A 14,131-nucleotide genomic window follows, 5' to 3' on the forward strand; every position below is an offset into this window, starting at 1 on the left:
CCCGAAAGGTCGCGTATTCTACGGAATATAACGACCGATGAAAACTCTTTTTTCAGTGGCGACCCGTGCCATTGGTCCGCCAGGTTGCGCGCCGCCGGATTCTGCCACCTGGCGACGCGCCTGCAAGGCAAAAAACGCTTAGCCTTGCGCCGACTCAGAAGCGCGGCATGCCGCCGCCCGGCGGCAACATACCGCCACCTCCGCCGCCGCCCATACCCCCCATACCGCGCATCAGCTTGGCCATGCCGCCCTTGCCGCTGACCTTCTTCATCATCTTCTGCATCTGCTTGTGCTGCTTGAGCAGACGACCGATATCCTGAATCTGGGTGCCGGAGCCGGCTGCAATGCGGCGCTTGCGTGAACCGCTGATAACGTCGGGGTTGCGGCGCTCGGCCGGCGTCATCGAGTTGATGATCGCCTCCATGCGCTTGAACTGCTTGGCCGCTTCAGTCTGCGCGGTTTCCATCTGGGCCGCGTTGATCTTGCCGCCCATCATCGGCAGTTTTTCCATCATCGAGCCCAGCCCGCCCATGGCGTTCATCTGCTGCAGCTGGTCACGGAAGTCTTCCAGGTCGAAGCCCTTGCCCTTCTTCAGCTTCTTGGCCAGCTTCTCGGCCTTGTCCTTGTCGATCTTCTGCTCGGCCTGCTCGATCAGGCTGAGCACATCGCCCATGCCCAGAATGCGCGAGGCAACCCGGTCAGGGTGGAAGACTTCCAGGGCGTCGATCTTCTCGCCCATGCCGAGGAACTTGATCGGCTTGCCGGTGATATGACGTACCGACAGCGCCGCACCGCCACGGGCATCACCGTCGACCTTGGTGAGGATCACCCCGGTCAGCGGCAGCGCTTCGTTGAAGGCCTGGGCGGTGTTGGCGGCGTCCTGACCGGTCATGGCATCGACCACGAACAGGGTTTCTGCCGGCTTGGCCGCCGCGTGCACCTGCTTGATTTCGGCCATCATCTCGTCGTCGACGTGCAGTCGACCGGCGGTATCGACGATCAGCACGTCCATGAAGCGATTCTTCGCCTCACGCATCGCCGCCTCGACAATAGCCACCGGCTTCTGCTCAACCGAAGACGGGAAGAACTCGACCTGCACATCCGCCGCCAGGGTTTCGAGCTGCTTGATCGCGGCCGGACGGTAAACGTCGGCACTGACCACCATGACCTTTTTCCTCTCGCGCTCACGCAGGGTCTTGGCCAGCTTGCCGACGCTGGTGGTCTTACCCGCGCCCTGCAGACCTGCCATGAGGATCACGGCCGGCGGACTGACCGCCAGGTTCAGCCCTTCGGACTGCCCCATGACCGCTTCCAGCTCGGATTTGACGATCTTGACGAAGACCTGGCCCGGCGACAGGCTGCGCGACACCTCGGTGCCCACAGCGCGCTCGCGCACTTGATCAACAAAGGTCTTGACTACCGGCAGCGCAACGTCCGCCTCCAGCAGCGCCATGCGCACTTCGCGCAGGGTGTCCTTGATGTTCTCTTCGGTCAGCTTGGCCTGTCCGGTCACGCCACGCAGGCTGTGTGACAGGCGTTCGGTAAGATTCTCGAACATGATGCTTTCTCCCAGGGCGGGCCTTTTTTTGGGCAGCCCGGCCGCATTTTCAGCCGCGCAGTATACCCCGCCCTCCCGACACAGGATAGGGAACGCAGGCAGACGCTTTCACCCGGACGCGGCTTATGCCACACTGCGGCTTTGTTGAAAATCGCTCGCAAGGACGTATGACAGCCCTCGCCCCCAGTCTGCTGGCCGCCGGTTTCTATATCAGCGGCATCCTCTATCAGCTGCATTGCCTCGGCAAACGCTTGGCGGTCAATGCCAGCCTGCTGCGTGCCATCGGCCTGGTCGCACTGATCGCCCATGCCGTCAGCCTGTACATTCAGCTGACCACCCCGCACGGCTTTGCGCTGGGCCTGTTCAATATCGCCTCACTGATTTCCTGGCTGGTGGTTGCCATGACGCTGGCCTCCAGCTTTCGTGCACCGGTCACCAGCCTGCTGCTGGGACTTTACCCGCTGGCGCTGATCACCGGCCTGCTGGCCGGCTTCTTCCCAGAGAACGCCACCACCCTGCCGGCTGGGCAGGAAGGGCTGCTCGGGCACATTCTGCTGTCGGTACTGGCTTACGGCATCCTGACCATCGCCGCCTTCCAGGCAACCCTGCTAGCCATTCAGGACTACCAGCTCAAGCACAAGCACCCGACCCGTTTTATCCGCACCTTCCCGCCGCTGCAGACCATGGAACAGCTGCTGTTCCAATTCCTGCTCTGCGGTGAAGTGCTGCTGACCCTGGCCCTGCTGTCGGGCTTCGTGTTCCTGGACAACATGTTTGCCCAGCATCTGGCGCATAAAACCCTGCTGTCCTGTCTGGCCTGGGTGGTGTTCGGCATTCTGCTGTGGGGCCGCCACTTCCGTGGCTGGCGCGGCAGCAACGCCATCCGCTGGACGCTGGCGGGCTTCCTGCTGCTGATGCTGGCCTACTTCGGCAGCAAGCTGGTGCGCGAACTCCTGCTCGCCGCCTGACCCTTCCACGACCCCCTGAGGCTCACCCTTGAACGAATCCCACACCAGCCTGCTGCTGATCCTGCTGCTGGTCCTGATCGTGCTGTCGGCGTTTTTCTCCAGCTCCGAGACCAGCATGATGAGCCTCAACCGCTACCGGTTGAAGCATCTCAGCAAGGAAGGTCACCGCGCCGCCCGCCGCGCCTCGCGCCTGCTTGAGCGCCCGGACCGACTGCTCGGCACCATTCTGGTCGGCAACAACATCGTCAACATTCTCGCCGCGTCCATTGCTACCGTGATTGCGGTGGACGTCTGGGGCGAAGCCGGGATTGCGATCGCGACGATGATCCTCACCGTCGTCGTACTGATCTTCGGCGAAATCACGCCCAAGACCCTCGCTGCCCTGCGCCCGGAGCTGATCGCCTTCCCCGCCAGCGTCATTCTGGCGGCGCTGCAACGCCTGCTCTACCCGGTCGTCTGGGTGTGCAGCGCCATCAGCAACCAGCTACTGCGCCTGCTGGGCGTCAACCCGAATGACACCAACGGCGATCAGCTGACCACCGAGGAGCTGCGCACGGTTGTTCGCGAGGCCGGCCTGGGTATCACCCGCAGCCGCCAGAACATGCTGCTGGGGATCCTTGATCTGGAAAAGATGACGGTCAACGACATCATGATTCCGCGCAATGAAGCTGTCGGCATCGACCTGGATGACGACATGACCGCCATCAATCACCAGCTGCGCAGCTGTCACTACACGCGTCTGCCGCTCTACCAGGGCGATATCAACAACGTGACGGGCATCGTGCACATGCGCTCCATCGCCCGCCTGCTGAGCCGCGGGGACTTGACCAAGGAGGCGCTGATCGGTGCCTGCAAGGAGCCCTATTTCATTCCCGAAAGCACGCCTCTGCACACCCAGCTGTTCAACTTCCAGAAGCAAAAACGGCGTATCGCCATTGTGGTCGATGAATACGGGGACGTGATTGGTCTGGTGACGCTGGAAGACATCCTTGAGGAAATTGTCGGCGACTTCACCACCGAAATGCTCAGCCTGAGCCAGGACATCCACCCGCAGAGCGACGGCACCTACGTGATTGACGGCAGCGCGGCCATCCGCGACATCAACCGCCACCTGAACTGGAAACTGCCCGCCGACGGCCCCAAAACGCTCAACGGGCTGATTACCGAGCAACTGGAGAGTATTCCCGAGACCGCCGTCTGCCTGACCACCGGTGGCTATCGAATGGAAATTTTGCAGACCAAGGACAATATGGTGAAAAGTGTGCGGGTCTGGGACCGCCACCTGAGTCAGCCGGCACCCAGCGCCGCCGGCTCAGATAACGCCAGCTGACGCACTATCCCCGCCGCCCACAGGCGATACCCTTCGGCAGAGGGGTGATAGCCATCGCGCGCCAGATAGGCGACCTCGAAGGGCATGTCCAACGACAGATAGCCTGCCCCCTGACCCGCAGCCACCCGCTGCACGTCCCGATTCATCAGCCCGGCCCGCAGCCCAAACCAGCCACGCAGCGGCTGCGGCAACGCGCGGAAGTGCCCTAACGGCGGGACCTCGGTCAACATGACCTGAGCCGAGCACGCCTGTAACCCGGTGACAAGCTGCTGCAGGTGACGGCGCCAGCGCGAGCGAGAGGTGAGATGAGTCGTGTCGTTGACGCCCAGCACAATGAGCGCCAGGTCCCATTGTCGATCAACCACCTGCGGCAACAGATCCTCAATACAGTCGGCGGCTAGCGCGCCATTGCGCCCAGCCGCCTGCCACTGCACTGCGCGCCCTAATTGCTGCGCCAGCTGGCACGCCAACTGGCCGCTGAGTGCCTCCCCCTGCTGCTCGACGCCGACACCCGCCACCGTGGACTCCCCCACCAACAGCAGGCGCAGCGGTGCAGCAATTGCACCATCAGGTGCCGGCACCAGGCCATGCCAAGGCGCTGCCGCCTCCGGCAAGCGCAGCGCCGTGCGCTTGACCCAGAGCGCCTGCGGCAACAACAGTGGCAAGGCCGGGGCGGCCAGATACCACCAGTGGCTCAGAGCTTGACCTCTACCGCGCTGGCGGCGCGTACGGCCTTGGCCACCGCCGTATCAATCGACTCGTCGCGCGCCAGTGCCACGCCCATCCGGCGCTGACCATCCACCTCCGGCTTGCCGAACAGACGCAGCTGGGTATCCGGCTCGGCCAGCGCCGCCCCCAGATTGCCGAAGCTGACGTTAGCCGACTGCCCCTGCACCAGAATCACCGCCGAGGCGGAGGGCCCCTGCTGGCGAATCAGCGGAATGGGCAGGCCCAGAATGGCTCGAGCGTGCAGCGCAAACTCGGACAGGTCCTGCGAAATCAGTGTCACCAGGCCGGTATCGTGCGGGCGCGGTGATACTTCGCTGAACCACACCTGGTCACCCTTGACGAACAGTTCAACGCCAAACACCCCACGGCCACCCAGCGCTTCGGTGATGGTGGAAGCAACGCGCTTGGCCTCGGCCAGCGCCCCCTCACTCATCGCCTGCGGCTGCCAGGATTCGCGGTAGTCGCCGGCTTCCTGACGGTGGCCGATGGGCTCGCAGAAGGCGGTACCATCAATGTGGCGCACGGTCAGCAGGGTAATTTCGTAATCAAAGTCGACAAAGCCTTCAACGATGACGCGTCCCTGACCCGCACGGCCACCGGACTGGGCGTATTCCCAGGCGGCGTCAATGTCCGCGCTCTCGCGCACCAGGCTCTGCCCCTTGCCGGAGGAACTCATCACCGGCTTGACCACGCAGGGCATACCGATCGCCGCAACCGCTGCCCGGTAGTCTTCCAGCGTGTCGGCAAAACGGTAGGGCGAGGTCGGCAACTGCAGGGTTTCGGCGGCCAGACGACGAATACCCTCACGGTCCATGGTCAAACGGGCCGCCTCGGCGGTAGGCACCACCTTATAGCCCTCGGACTCCAGCTCGACCAGCGTCGGCGTGGCAATCGCTTCGATCTCCGGCACGATATAATCGGGCTGCTCGGCCTCGATGACCTCGCGCAGGGCCTGACCATCGAGCATGCTGATTACATGGCTGCGGTGCGCGACCTGCATGGCCGGAGCATTGTCATAGCGATCTACCGCAATCACCTCGCAGCCGAGCCGCTGCAACTCAATGGCGACCTCCTTGCCCAGCTCACCCGAGCCCAGCAGCAGTACCCGGGTTGCGTCGTCTGCGTAGGGAGTGCCAATTACCGTCATGCCTGTTTACCTTGCAAAGTTGAATGGGAGGCCGTGTCAATCCACAGCCCTTGTCCGCGTGCGCGGGTCTGGCAGCGCGCCAGCACCTCACGCCGCTGGTCATCGCTCATGCGGCCCCAGGTAGCGATCTCCATGCCGCTGCGCTGACAACCGGTGCAGATATCGTTGTCATCCAGCGCGCAGATACTGACACACGGGGAGCGGACCGGCATATTCATCAGTCTTCCTGCACCTTGAGCTGGTCGCGGAAACGCTTGGCGTTCTGCACGTAGTGCGCCGCGCTCAGCTCCAGCATTTTCTTCTGCTGGTCGTTCAGGGTTTTCACCACCTTGCCCGGTGACCCCATGACCAGCGAGCCATCCGGGATTTCCTTGCCTTCCGGGATCAGACTGTTGGCGCCGATGATGCAATGCTTGCCGATCTTGGCACCGTTTAGCACCACCGCATTGATGCCGATCAGACTGTAATCGCCCACCGTGCAGCCGTGCAGCATCGCGTTGTGACCTACGGTAATGCCCTTGCCGAGCGTCAGCGGCACACCGATATCGGCGTGCATCACGGCACCATCCTGCACGTTGCTGTGCTCGCCCACGGTGATGCGCTCGACGTCACCACGGATCACCGCGCCAAACCAGACATTGGCACCGGCCTCCAGCGTCACCTTGCCGATCACCGCTGCGGTATCCGCGATCCAGGCGTCATCCGCCATCTGCACGCGATCCTCACCCAGGCTGTACTTCATGTGCTGCTCCTAGTTTTTGTCATGCCCGTCAAAGGGGGTATGCAACTGAATACCGGCCGAAAAACCGGTATTCATGAATTCAACCAGCATCAGGGCGGTCAGGCCCCAGATCTTGAAACCCTCAAAGCGATAGCTTGGCACATACCAGCTGCGCCCTTCGTAGTCGATACGATGGGTCATCTCACGGCGGTCTTCCATAAAAAAGTCCACCGGCACCCGGAAAACCTCGGCGATCTCGCTGTCGTTGGGGATGATCTCGAAATGCTCGGGCACCAGCCCGACGTAGGGGGTTACCTTGATGCCAAAACGCGAGACCAGCGAATCCATCGGCCCCACCACATCGACCATCTGCGGCTGCAGGCCAATTTCCTCATGCGCTTCACGCAGGGCGGTAAAGCACAGATCCACATCGCCCGGATCGCGGCGTCCGCCCGGGAAGGCCACTTCGCCGGAGTGGGTCGACAACCGCTGCGAGCGCAGGGTCAGGATGATTTCCGGCCGGTCGTTGACGCGCGTCACCGGGATCAACACGCCCGCTTCCGGCAAGCCCGGGGCTTCTACCTGTCGAGGGGTGTGTTGCTGCACCCGCATGCGCATTTCTTCTAGGGTCTGTTGACGTTTCATTCATCCGCCTGTTGCTGCCTGTAAAGCCGCCAATCAAGGAGCGAGAAGCGTAGGGTGTTCAACGCATCCCTGCGCTTCACCCCTTCGCGGCTGGCGCGCAAAAACGCTCCCGGCGTTTTTGTGGTCATTCCACGTAAGCGACGAGCGACGCCGAGTGGCGGCTATACAGGCGCAACCTCGGCGGCCCCACCCGCAGGGCCGGGGCCATTTTTTGCCATGCTGCGTTGTCGGTCGCTTATGTAGAGCGACTACGCCGCGCTTCCTCCGCCTTGCCTGGCCCAAAAATAGCCTCCGGCAAGCGGGTGAAGGAAACGTCAACAGACCCTGGCAAACGTCCTCGTTTATATTCTCAATGATGGCATGATCACCAGGGCAGAACCAGCCGCACCACGGCGTGAATACCTGTCGATAGCACAGGCAAAGCCGATTGCGTTCTGACCCTTGCCGTCAGCCCGCCGCATCAGCAAGATAGGGCCTGACCTTTTCTTCAGACTGCCGGATAACAACATGAAGTTCTGTAGCGAGTGCGGCCAGTCGGTTACCGCACGCGTCCCCGATGGAGACACCCGTTCGCGCTTCGTCTGTGACCACTGCGAGACCATCCATTACCAGAACCCGCGTATCGTCGCCGGCTGCCTCGCCGTACACGAGCAACAGGTGCTGCTGTGCCGCCGAGCCATCGAGCCGCGCCTGGGCTACTGGACACTGCCCGCCGGCTTTATGGAAAACGGAGAAACCACCGAGCAGGCCGCCCTGCGCGAAACCTGGGAAGAAGCCCGTGCGCGGCTGCAGTCGCAACAGCTGTACATGCTGTTCAACCTGCCCCACATCAATCAGGTGTACATGTTCTTCCGCGGCGAGCTGGCCGATCTGGACTTCAGCGCCGGCGAGGAAAGCCTCGAAGTACGGCTGTTCCACGAGGACGAGATCCCTTGGGATGAGCTCGCCTTCCCGACCATAGGCAAGACCCTGAAGCAGTACTTCATTGACCGGCAGCAACAGCACTACCCGGTACACATGCGCGACATCACCTACCGCCCCGGGCAGGTGCGCCGATGAGACTGGTCGGCCTGCTGCTCTGCTGCCTGTTCAGTGTGTCCGCGTTGGCGGCTCAACCGCCGATCGATCGCCTGCTGATCGACAAGTCGGAGCGCCGCTTGCAAATCATCAGTAACGGCGAGGTCTTGCACGAGTACCGCATATCACTGGGCCGGCAACCGGTTGGCCCCAAGCGCCAGCAGGGTGATCAGCGCACGCCCGAGGGCGTGTACAGCATTGATTGGCGGCACGAAAGCGCGCAGTACAATCTCAGCCTGCATTTGGACTACCCCAACTTGAAGGATCGCATGGCCGCCTTTGAGGCCGGCATCGAGGATCCGGGCGGCATGATCATGATCCACGGCACCCCCATCGACGAGGAATACCCTGAGTGGTACTTCAAGGGGCTGGACTGGACCAATGGCTGCATAGCCTTGGGCAACGCGGAAATGCGCGAGCTGTGGGAGCTGGTACCGGATGGCACCATCGTTGAGATCGTGCCTTGACCCATGGTCGACCAGGCTGAGTCACCTGGTCGCATTGCCCGCCCGCTCTCGAAACAAGTGTGATGTAACCTAACCAAGCTTGCTCTCACGCCAAGCGGGGCGCAGACCGACCACGCGCGGCCGCCAATGGAGGTGTCATGTTTTTCAGTAGAAAGCACGAAGAAAAAAATAGCTCAGCTGGAAAAGAAGTTGTTCCGCCTGGAGCAGGTAGCCGACAGCCTGAACAGGGAAATGCTGGTCATGACGCTCGATGAAGCCGGTGTGATTACCGGGTAGAACAGCAATTCAGCAAACGAGCTGGGTTATTCGCAGGACCGGGTAAGCGGCCGCAAGCTGCTCGACTTCGTGCCGGAAAATGCCCGCAGCACCCCGCACTTCAAAAGCCTGAAGGCGGCGCTGGAGAAGAAAGAGCACTGGGTAGGCGCGATTCAGTTTCAGCGCGCAGAGGGCAAACAGGCTTGGCTGCGCTCCATCCTGCAGCCGATCAGGGATGAACACCAGCAACTGCAACAGTTCACCCTGCACAGCACCGTGCTCACCCGCACCATCGAGACCTCGCGCGAGTATCAGGATCTGATTCAGGCCCTGAACCGCTCGATGGCGTTGATCGAGTTTGATCTCAAGGGCCATATACTGCACGCCAATGACCGCTTTTTGAGCGCCATGGGCTACCGCAAAGAGGATATCATCGGCAAGCATCACCGCATTTTCTGTGATCCCGACGAGGTCAATTCCAGTGCCTATACCGCGCTCTGGGACAGACTGGGCCGCGGCGAGTGCGTATCCGACCGTTTCAAACGATTCGACCACTACGGCAACGCGGTCTGGCTGGAAGCCTCTTACAACCCGATCTTCAGCCAGGACAACGAGCTGTACAAAGTGGTCAAATTTGCGACCGTGATCACCAAGGAGATCGAGCGCGAACAGGCGGTTGCCAACGCTGCCGGTGTCGCCTTTGAGACCTCGACCCAAACCGACACCATCGCCGACGAGGGCGCTCAGGTGATAGACAACACCCTGCAGGTCATACGCGAGCTGTCCGTGCAGATGGAGCGGGCCGGGGAGGAGTTGTCGGCGCTGGACAAGCAGTCGCAACTGATCGCCAGTATCGTCCAGAGCATCAGCAGCATCGCCGACCAGACCAATCTGCTGGCCCTCAATGCCGCCATTGAAGCGGCGCGCGCGGGGGAACAGGGTCGTGGTTTCGCGGTGGTCGCCGATGAGGTGCGACAGCTGGCCCAGCGCACCAGTAAAGCCACCGAGGAAATCGTCGAGGTGGTGCAAAAAAACCAGAGTCTGACCCAATCTACCGTCACGGCCATCAAGCAGAGTCAGCAGAAGGCGCAGCAAGGCCTGGAACTGTCCAGCGAATCCGGCCGGGTCATGCATGAGATCAAGAAAGGCGCGCAGCAGGTGGTCAACGTGGTCAGTCAGCTTGCCAACCAGCTGAAGTAAATGTTGGCCAGGCAGGCTGCGCCCGATGCAGCCTGCCCGTCAGGCGATATGGGTGCGGACGTAATCGAATGCCGGCTCCTCGTATGGGTGAGCCGCTTTCAACGCCTCAATGGCCCCGGTTAGGCAGCTCCCGGCGCACAGCATCTCCACCCGGTACTCCTCAACCTGCTCGACCTGGTCCTGCATGCCCAGATGCGGGTTGCTGCCGGCCAGCGGGCGAAACTGCCCCAGCCCCGCAACCTGCCAGCAGCAACTGTCGTAGTTACCCAGGCGTCCGGCGCCAGCTGCAAACACCGCTTGTTTCACCTGTTCCAGGTGACTGACCGGCACGTAAAAGCATAATTTATACATTCGCTATCCTCCGAATAACTCCATGCCAGCGCAGCCCACGGACCGACAGCCTGGACTAGACTGGCTGCATAGCAACCGCATGACCGGCAAGGAGACACCCATGACCATCGACAGCAACCGCCTGCTGCTGGAGCTCGAAAAGCTGCGCAGGGAAGTCAACCGCGAGGTGATCAATCCGGCCATTCCCGCGCTCAGCATTGAGGCCTTGAAACCCATGCTGAGCATGATCGCACAGTGCCGCAAAGACTATCTGTGCTGCCTGCTGGACATCGCCGAGCACAGCGCCGGCAAACCGCCGGGCGAAGAGCAGGTTGCCCGTTTGCGCGCCTATCGGGAAACCTACGATGAACTGGTCAACGCCGCCAACGCATTGGAGACCGCCGTTCAACGGGACTATCTGGACGTGCGCGTCAGTCGGCGCTGAGCGCTGCCGGGCTGGCCAGCAGGCGCAGGCAGCAGTCCACCTGCGCGCTGACGGCTGCCTGCAGTCGCGCCGCCGGTAGCTCCACCAGCAGCGCATAGCGCCGCGCCCCCCAGACCATCAGGTGCAAGGCCTCAAGCTGCGCATCAGATGGCATCGCCGGCAGATCATCGGCAGCCCCCAGCACCCGGCGCCAGGCCTGCAGCAACTCACTGTAGGCGCGCTGCTGATGCTTGGCCTCGGCCACCACCGGTTCCAGCTCCAGCATCTGCGGATGAAACCACGCCGACTCGCCAGCCACACCGCCCAGTAACCGCACCAGGCGCGCCACCCGCTCCTGCCAGCTCAGGTCAGGCGGGGCGATAGCCTGCTCCTGAATCGCCTCCAGCATGCGCTCGATGCAATGCCGCACATAGCCCGAGTGCAATGCCTCCTTACTCGGGAAGTAATCGTACAGCGTGCCCACCGCCACGCCCGCCTCCAGCGCCACCGCTCGGGTGGTGATGCGCTCCCAGCCCTCACGCTGCCAAATCCGAACATAGGTGTCGAAAATAGCCTGCACCGTGAACTTGGCACGCGCCTGAGTCGGACGTTTGAGCGGCTTGTTACGCGGCTGTGAGGGGGTGGCTTTACTGGTCATGGAATTCCGAACCCGGTAACGAGACAGACAGGCTACAGTCATTGCACAACGGATTCACCCCCAACCGGAGTCGACCATGACCGTTATCAGCCAGTTGCAGAACAACAAGAAAGACCTCCATCAGACCCGCATCGCCACCCAGCCGCTACCCGCCCTGCAACCGGGCGAAGCGCTGCTGCGCATTGATCGTCTGGCGCTGACCACCAACAACATCACCTACGCCGCCTTTGGCGAAACGCCCCACCTGCGCTATTGGGACTTCTTCCCCACCGGCGCCGCCGAGTGGTTTCACATGCCGGCCTGGGGCTTTGCCGAAATCGTCGAGACCACCGTCGAAGGCCTGCAGGTGGGTGAGCGCTTCTACGGTTACTGGCCGATTGCCTCGCATGTGGTGATGAACCCGGTACGGGTATCGGAGCGCGGCTTCTATGACGGCATCTCCCACCGCCTGGAGCTGACTTCTGCCTACAACCAGTATCAGCGCATCAGCACCGACGCCGCCTACCGTGCTGAAGATGAAAACTATCAAATGCTGCTGCGCCCGCTGTTCATTACTTCATTTATGCTGGCCGACTTTCTGGAAGACAACGCCTTCTTCGGCGCGCGCCGCATCGTTTTCTCCAGCGCTTCCAGCAAAACCGCCTACGGCACAGCCTTCTGCCTGGAAGACAACCCGAACGTCGAGCTGATCGGCCTGACCTCCAGCGGCAACACCGAGTTCGTCGAGAAGCTGGGCTGCTACGCCCAGGCGCTGGCCTACGACGATGTCGAGCAGCTGGATGCCAGCGTGCCGACCATTTACGTCGACTTCTCCGGCAACAACGACCTGCGTAACCGCGTGCACGAGCACTTCCGGGATAACCTGGTACACAGCTGCTTTGCAGGCTCGGCGCAGAACCACGAACACCTCAGCGCCGCCGACACCCCCGCCCACGGCCCGGCCCCGCAGCCCTATTTTGCGCCCTACCAGATCAAGAAGCGCAATGCCGATTGGGGCGCCGCCGAGGTCACGCGCAAGTTCAACAAGGCGCAATTGGCATTTACCCAGCGCATCAAGAACCCCGAGCAGCCCTGGATGCTGATCAACGAGCATCACGGCCTGGAACAGGCCAAGGTACTGGTAGAGGATCTGGTTGCCGGACGGATTGATCCCAAGGCTGGCCACGCCGTTCTACTCGGCTGATCCACGCAACACATCAGCCCCGGCTCTGCGCCGGGGCCGATCCACCGCTATGCCGGGTTCAGCCAACGACGCCACCGACCCAGCCGGATGCCCACCCGCCTTACTGAATCTCGAGTCGCACCGGCAACAACCCTTCACGCAAGCTGCCAATGCGCGTAAAGGCAGACTTGGACAGATCAATCACCCGCCCGCGCACGAAGGGACCGCGGTCGTTGATCCGCACCACCACGCTCTTGCCGTTATTCAGGTTGGTTACCTTGACCCGCGTACCAAAGGGCAGGGTCTTGTGCGCTGCCGTCAACCGGTCATGGCTGTAGCGCTCACCATTGGCGGTCAGCTGATTCTGGTGCCGGTCGGCATAATAGGAGGCCTGTCCGCTCTCCACACCCGCGCCCTTGGGCAGCGCGCTGCAACCGGCCATCAACAGCATCAGGGTCACTAGAACAATCCGCTTCACGGGCACATCACCTCACACAAGCCGGCCACGCCGACAACAGGCAGATAGACCGCCCGCGATCACAGAGGTTCGCCCGTAAAAAAGGGGCGCAACAGCAGGCCGCAGCATCCCCCGACGCTACCAGGCGGACCCTGCCTGAATGTAAAACGCACTGTCCTCCGGCCCTTCAGCCACATCCACCCCCATCCAGAACCCGTATTGCTGCAACACCTGATAGCGCACGCCTGCACCGCGGTTCACGCGGGAGGAGCTGGCGCCAATATCACCCAGGGTGTCACCCGTGCGGCCAACGCCGGTGAACAGGTTGAACTTCCAGTTGGGTCGCCACTTCCAGGTCAGCTCGGCCTCGGTGACCAGCACCGCTTCCCCCTGATAGCGGGTGGCGGAGATACCACGCAAGTCGATCGACGGCAGCACATAGGGCGGCAGGCTGCGATCGCCGGCCACCGCATCATACTGCGCGCGCAAGGCAACATCCCAGTGCGGAGATAACTCCCAGTAATTCAGGCCATGCAGATGTAGCGCGTTGTATTCCACGTCACTGCCAATCGCCTCGTCGAAACGGCTGAGATGGGCAACATAGTTGAATCCCGCCGTCGGCCCCAACGGGTTGTTGCGTGAGTCGTACTCCAGCACCAGCCCGAGCCCGGACGTGGTGATGTCTTTTTCCAGAAAGCGGGCCACCAGGTCCGCTGCGGCGGGCGGCACCTTGCCGGCCTCGCGCGAGGCGGTGTAGGCCGTATTTACCTCGCGATAAAGCTGACGCACGCCGGCAGACCAATTGCTGTCGTGGTAACGCATCTCAGCTGCTGAAAGACAAATGGCCCTACCAGATTCATTTCGACCGGACGCTGGAGGCTGGTCTTACCCAGCGAATAGAACTCCAGATTCAGGTCACCATAGAGCAGGAAGCCCTTGTAACGCAGGCGATCATCCATCCAGAATCCCAGATGGCCAATGCCGGCGCCCCTGGTACCGTTAT

The 14,131-nt window shown here is 62.0% G+C and carries 17 protein-coding genes and 2 pseudogenes; 9 read left to right on the top strand and 10 right to left on the bottom strand.

Going from position 1 to position 14,131, the window contains the following annotated elements:
• Nucleotides 1-154: 154 nt before the first annotated feature.
• Entirely contained in the window at nt 155-1,558 is a 1,404-nt protein-coding gene (ffh, locus tag CNQ84_RS01305) for a signal recognition particle protein (protein WP_096003113.1), read from the bottom strand.
• A 167-nt stretch (nt 1,559-1,725) separates the two neighbouring features.
• Here ffh and CNQ84_RS01310 point away from each other — a divergent pair, with 167 nt between their 5' ends.
• Nucleotides 1,726-2,526: a cytochrome C assembly family protein gene (locus CNQ84_RS01310; RefSeq protein WP_096003114.1), complete on the top strand. Its 801-nt coding sequence runs from the start codon at nt 1,726-1,728 to the stop codon at nt 2,524-2,526.
• A 28-nt stretch (nt 2,527-2,554) separates the two neighbouring features.
• Nucleotides 2,555-3,856 carry an HlyC/CorC family transporter gene (locus tag CNQ84_RS01315; protein ID WP_096003115.1) on the top strand — a complete coding sequence of 434 codons (1,302 nt, stop codon included), beginning with the start codon at nt 2,555-2,557 and terminating at the stop codon, nt 3,854-3,856.
• On the opposite strand, the gene CNQ84_RS01320 is transcribed toward CNQ84_RS01315, so the two are convergent.
• From CNQ84_RS01320 to CNQ84_RS01340, 5 genes are read right to left on the bottom strand one after another with little or no spacing between them, the layout of a single operon-like run.
• Nucleotides 3,814-4,521 carry an SGNH/GDSL hydrolase family protein gene (locus CNQ84_RS01320; RefSeq protein ID WP_245841193.1) on the bottom strand — a complete coding sequence of 236 codons (708 nt, stop codon included), beginning with the start codon at nt 4,519-4,521 and terminating at the stop codon, nt 3,814-3,816. The genes CNQ84_RS01315 and CNQ84_RS01320 overlap by 43 nt on opposite strands.
• Nucleotides 4,522-4,550: 29 nt before the next feature.
• A complete protein-coding gene (purT, locus tag CNQ84_RS01325; protein WP_096003117.1) occupies nt 4,551-5,732 on the bottom strand; it encodes a formate-dependent phosphoribosylglycinamide formyltransferase in 1,182 nt (393 codons plus the stop codon).
• Nucleotides 5,729-5,950 carry a DUF1289 domain-containing protein gene (locus CNQ84_RS01330; protein WP_096003118.1) on the bottom strand — a complete coding sequence of 74 codons (222 nt, stop codon included), beginning with the start codon at nt 5,948-5,950 and terminating at the stop codon, nt 5,729-5,731. The genes purT and CNQ84_RS01330 overlap by 4 nt, the downstream gene beginning before the upstream one ends.
• The gene (locus CNQ84_RS01335; RefSeq protein ID WP_096003119.1) at nt 5,950-6,474 is read right to left on the bottom strand and encodes a gamma carbonic anhydrase family protein; all 525 of its coding nucleotides are present in this window, start codon (nt 6,472-6,474) and stop codon (nt 5,950-5,952) included. Before CNQ84_RS01335 ends, CNQ84_RS01330 begins: the two co-directional genes overlap by 1 nt.
• Before the next feature lie 9 nt (nt 6,475-6,483).
• The gene (locus CNQ84_RS01340; protein ID WP_096003120.1) at nt 6,484-7,098 is read right to left on the bottom strand and encodes an NUDIX hydrolase; all 615 of its coding nucleotides are present in this window, start codon (nt 7,096-7,098) and stop codon (nt 6,484-6,486) included.
• Nucleotides 7,099-7,605: 507 nt separating this feature from the next.
• Here CNQ84_RS01340 and CNQ84_RS01345 point away from each other — a divergent pair.
• From CNQ84_RS01345 to CNQ84_RS21035, 5 genes and pseudogenes are all read left to right on the top strand, one after another.
• Nucleotides 7,606-8,157, top strand: coding sequence for an NUDIX hydrolase (locus CNQ84_RS01345; RefSeq protein WP_096003121.1), 552 nt, complete (start codon nt 7,606-7,608; stop codon nt 8,155-8,157).
• A complete protein-coding gene (locus tag CNQ84_RS01350; RefSeq protein WP_096003122.1) occupies nt 8,154-8,642 on the top strand; it encodes a L,D-transpeptidase family protein in 489 nt (162 codons plus the stop codon). The genes CNQ84_RS01345 and CNQ84_RS01350 overlap by 4 nt, the downstream gene beginning before the upstream one ends.
• A gap of 132 nt (nt 8,643-8,774) precedes the next feature.
• A complete protein-coding gene (locus CNQ84_RS21025) occupies nt 8,775-8,918 on the top strand; it encodes a hypothetical protein (protein WP_425439938.1) in 144 nt (47 codons plus the stop codon).
• Between the two features lie 18 nt (nt 8,919-8,936).
• Nucleotides 8,937-9,560, top strand: a pseudogene (locus CNQ84_RS21030) (PAS domain-containing protein); the annotation flags it as partial.
• A gap of 102 nt (nt 9,561-9,662) precedes the next feature.
• Nucleotides 9,663-10,097: pseudogene (locus CNQ84_RS21035) on the top strand (methyl-accepting chemotaxis protein); the annotation flags it as partial.
• A 39-nt stretch (nt 10,098-10,136) separates the two neighbouring features.
• Here CNQ84_RS21035 and CNQ84_RS01360 read toward each other — a convergent pair.
• The gene (locus tag CNQ84_RS01360) at nt 10,137-10,448 is read right to left on the bottom strand and encodes a YqfO family protein (protein WP_096003123.1); all 312 of its coding nucleotides are present in this window, start codon (nt 10,446-10,448) and stop codon (nt 10,137-10,139) included.
• Between the two features lie 100 nt (nt 10,449-10,548).
• On the opposite strand from CNQ84_RS01360, the gene CNQ84_RS01365 reads away from it, so the two are divergent.
• On the top strand, nt 10,549-10,872 hold the full coding sequence (locus CNQ84_RS01365; protein WP_096003124.1) for a hypothetical protein: 324 nt from the start codon (nt 10,549-10,551) through the stop codon (nt 10,870-10,872).
• Here CNQ84_RS01365 and CNQ84_RS01370 read toward each other — a convergent pair.
• Nucleotides 10,859-11,509: a TetR/AcrR family transcriptional regulator gene (locus CNQ84_RS01370; RefSeq protein ID WP_096003125.1), complete on the bottom strand. Its 651-nt coding sequence runs from the start codon at nt 11,507-11,509 to the stop codon at nt 10,859-10,861. The two genes, CNQ84_RS01365 and CNQ84_RS01370, sit on opposite strands and share 14 nt — an antisense overlap.
• 76 nt (nt 11,510-11,585) lie before the next feature.
• On the opposite strand from CNQ84_RS01370, the gene CNQ84_RS01375 reads away from it, so the two are divergent.
• Nucleotides 11,586-12,692, top strand: a complete 1,107-nt coding sequence (locus CNQ84_RS01375; RefSeq protein ID WP_096003126.1) for a DUF2855 family protein — start codon at nt 11,586-11,588, stop codon at nt 12,690-12,692.
• Nucleotides 12,693-12,792: 100 nt separating this feature from the next.
• On the opposite strand, the gene CNQ84_RS01380 is transcribed toward CNQ84_RS01375, so the two are convergent.
• Together CNQ84_RS01380 and CNQ84_RS20630 are read right to left on the bottom strand one after the other, a co-directional pair.
• Complete coding sequence (locus tag CNQ84_RS01380) at nt 12,793-13,122, bottom strand: septal ring lytic transglycosylase RlpA family protein (RefSeq protein ID WP_096003343.1); 330 nt, start codon at nt 13,120-13,122, stop codon at nt 12,793-12,795.
• Between the two features lie 144 nt (nt 13,123-13,266).
• Nucleotides 13,267-13,950, bottom strand: coding sequence for a BamA/TamA family outer membrane protein (locus tag CNQ84_RS20630; protein WP_217350041.1), 684 nt, complete (start codon nt 13,948-13,950; stop codon nt 13,267-13,269).
• Nucleotides 13,951-14,131 lie beyond the last annotated feature (181 nt).

Source organism: Pseudomonas abyssi, assembly GCF_002307495.1.
In the GTDB taxonomy this organism is placed as follows: Bacteria; Pseudomonadota; Gammaproteobacteria; order Pseudomonadales; family Pseudomonadaceae; genus Halopseudomonas; species Halopseudomonas abyssi.

Coding starts and splice junctions, on each gene's coding strand:
- ffh (WP_096003113.1), bottom strand. CDS start 1,558: ATGTTCGAGAATCTTACCGAACGCCTGTCACACAGCCTGCGTGGCGTG.
- CNQ84_RS01310 (WP_096003114.1), top strand. CDS start 1,726: ATGACAGCCCTCGCCCCCAGTCTGCTGGCCGCCGGTTTCTATATCAGC.
- purT (WP_096003117.1), bottom strand. CDS start 5,732: ATGACGGTAATTGGCACTCCCTACGCAGACGACGCAACCCGGGTACTG.
- CNQ84_RS01330 (WP_096003118.1), bottom strand. CDS start 5,950: ATGAATATGCCGGTCCGCTCCCCGTGTGTCAGTATCTGCGCGCTGGAT.
- CNQ84_RS01335 (WP_096003119.1), bottom strand. CDS start 6,474: ATGAAGTACAGCCTGGGTGAGGATCGCGTGCAGATGGCGGATGACGCC.
- CNQ84_RS01340 (WP_096003120.1), bottom strand. CDS start 7,098: ATGAAACGTCAACAGACCCTAGAAGAAATGCGCATGCGGGTGCAGCAA.
- CNQ84_RS01345 (WP_096003121.1), top strand. CDS start 7,606: ATGAAGTTCTGTAGCGAGTGCGGCCAGTCGGTTACCGCACGCGTCCCC.
- CNQ84_RS01350 (WP_096003122.1), top strand. CDS start 8,154: ATGAGACTGGTCGGCCTGCTGCTCTGCTGCCTGTTCAGTGTGTCCGCG.
- CNQ84_RS01360 (WP_096003123.1), bottom strand. CDS start 10,448: ATGTATAAATTATGCTTTTACGTGCCGGTCAGTCACCTGGAACAGGTG.
- CNQ84_RS01365 (WP_096003124.1), top strand. CDS start 10,549: ATGACCATCGACAGCAACCGCCTGCTGCTGGAGCTCGAAAAGCTGCGC.
- CNQ84_RS01370 (WP_096003125.1), bottom strand. CDS start 11,509: ATGACCAGTAAAGCCACCCCCTCACAGCCGCGTAACAAGCCGCTCAAA.
- CNQ84_RS01375 (WP_096003126.1), top strand. CDS start 11,586: ATGACCGTTATCAGCCAGTTGCAGAACAACAAGAAAGACCTCCATCAG.
- CNQ84_RS01380 (WP_096003343.1), bottom strand. CDS start 13,122: ATGCTGTTGATGGCCGGTTGCAGCGCGCTGCCCAAGGGCGCGGGTGTG.
- CNQ84_RS20630 (WP_217350041.1), bottom strand. CDS start 13,950: ATGCGTTACCACGACAGCAATTGGTCTGCCGGCGTGCGTCAGCTTTAT.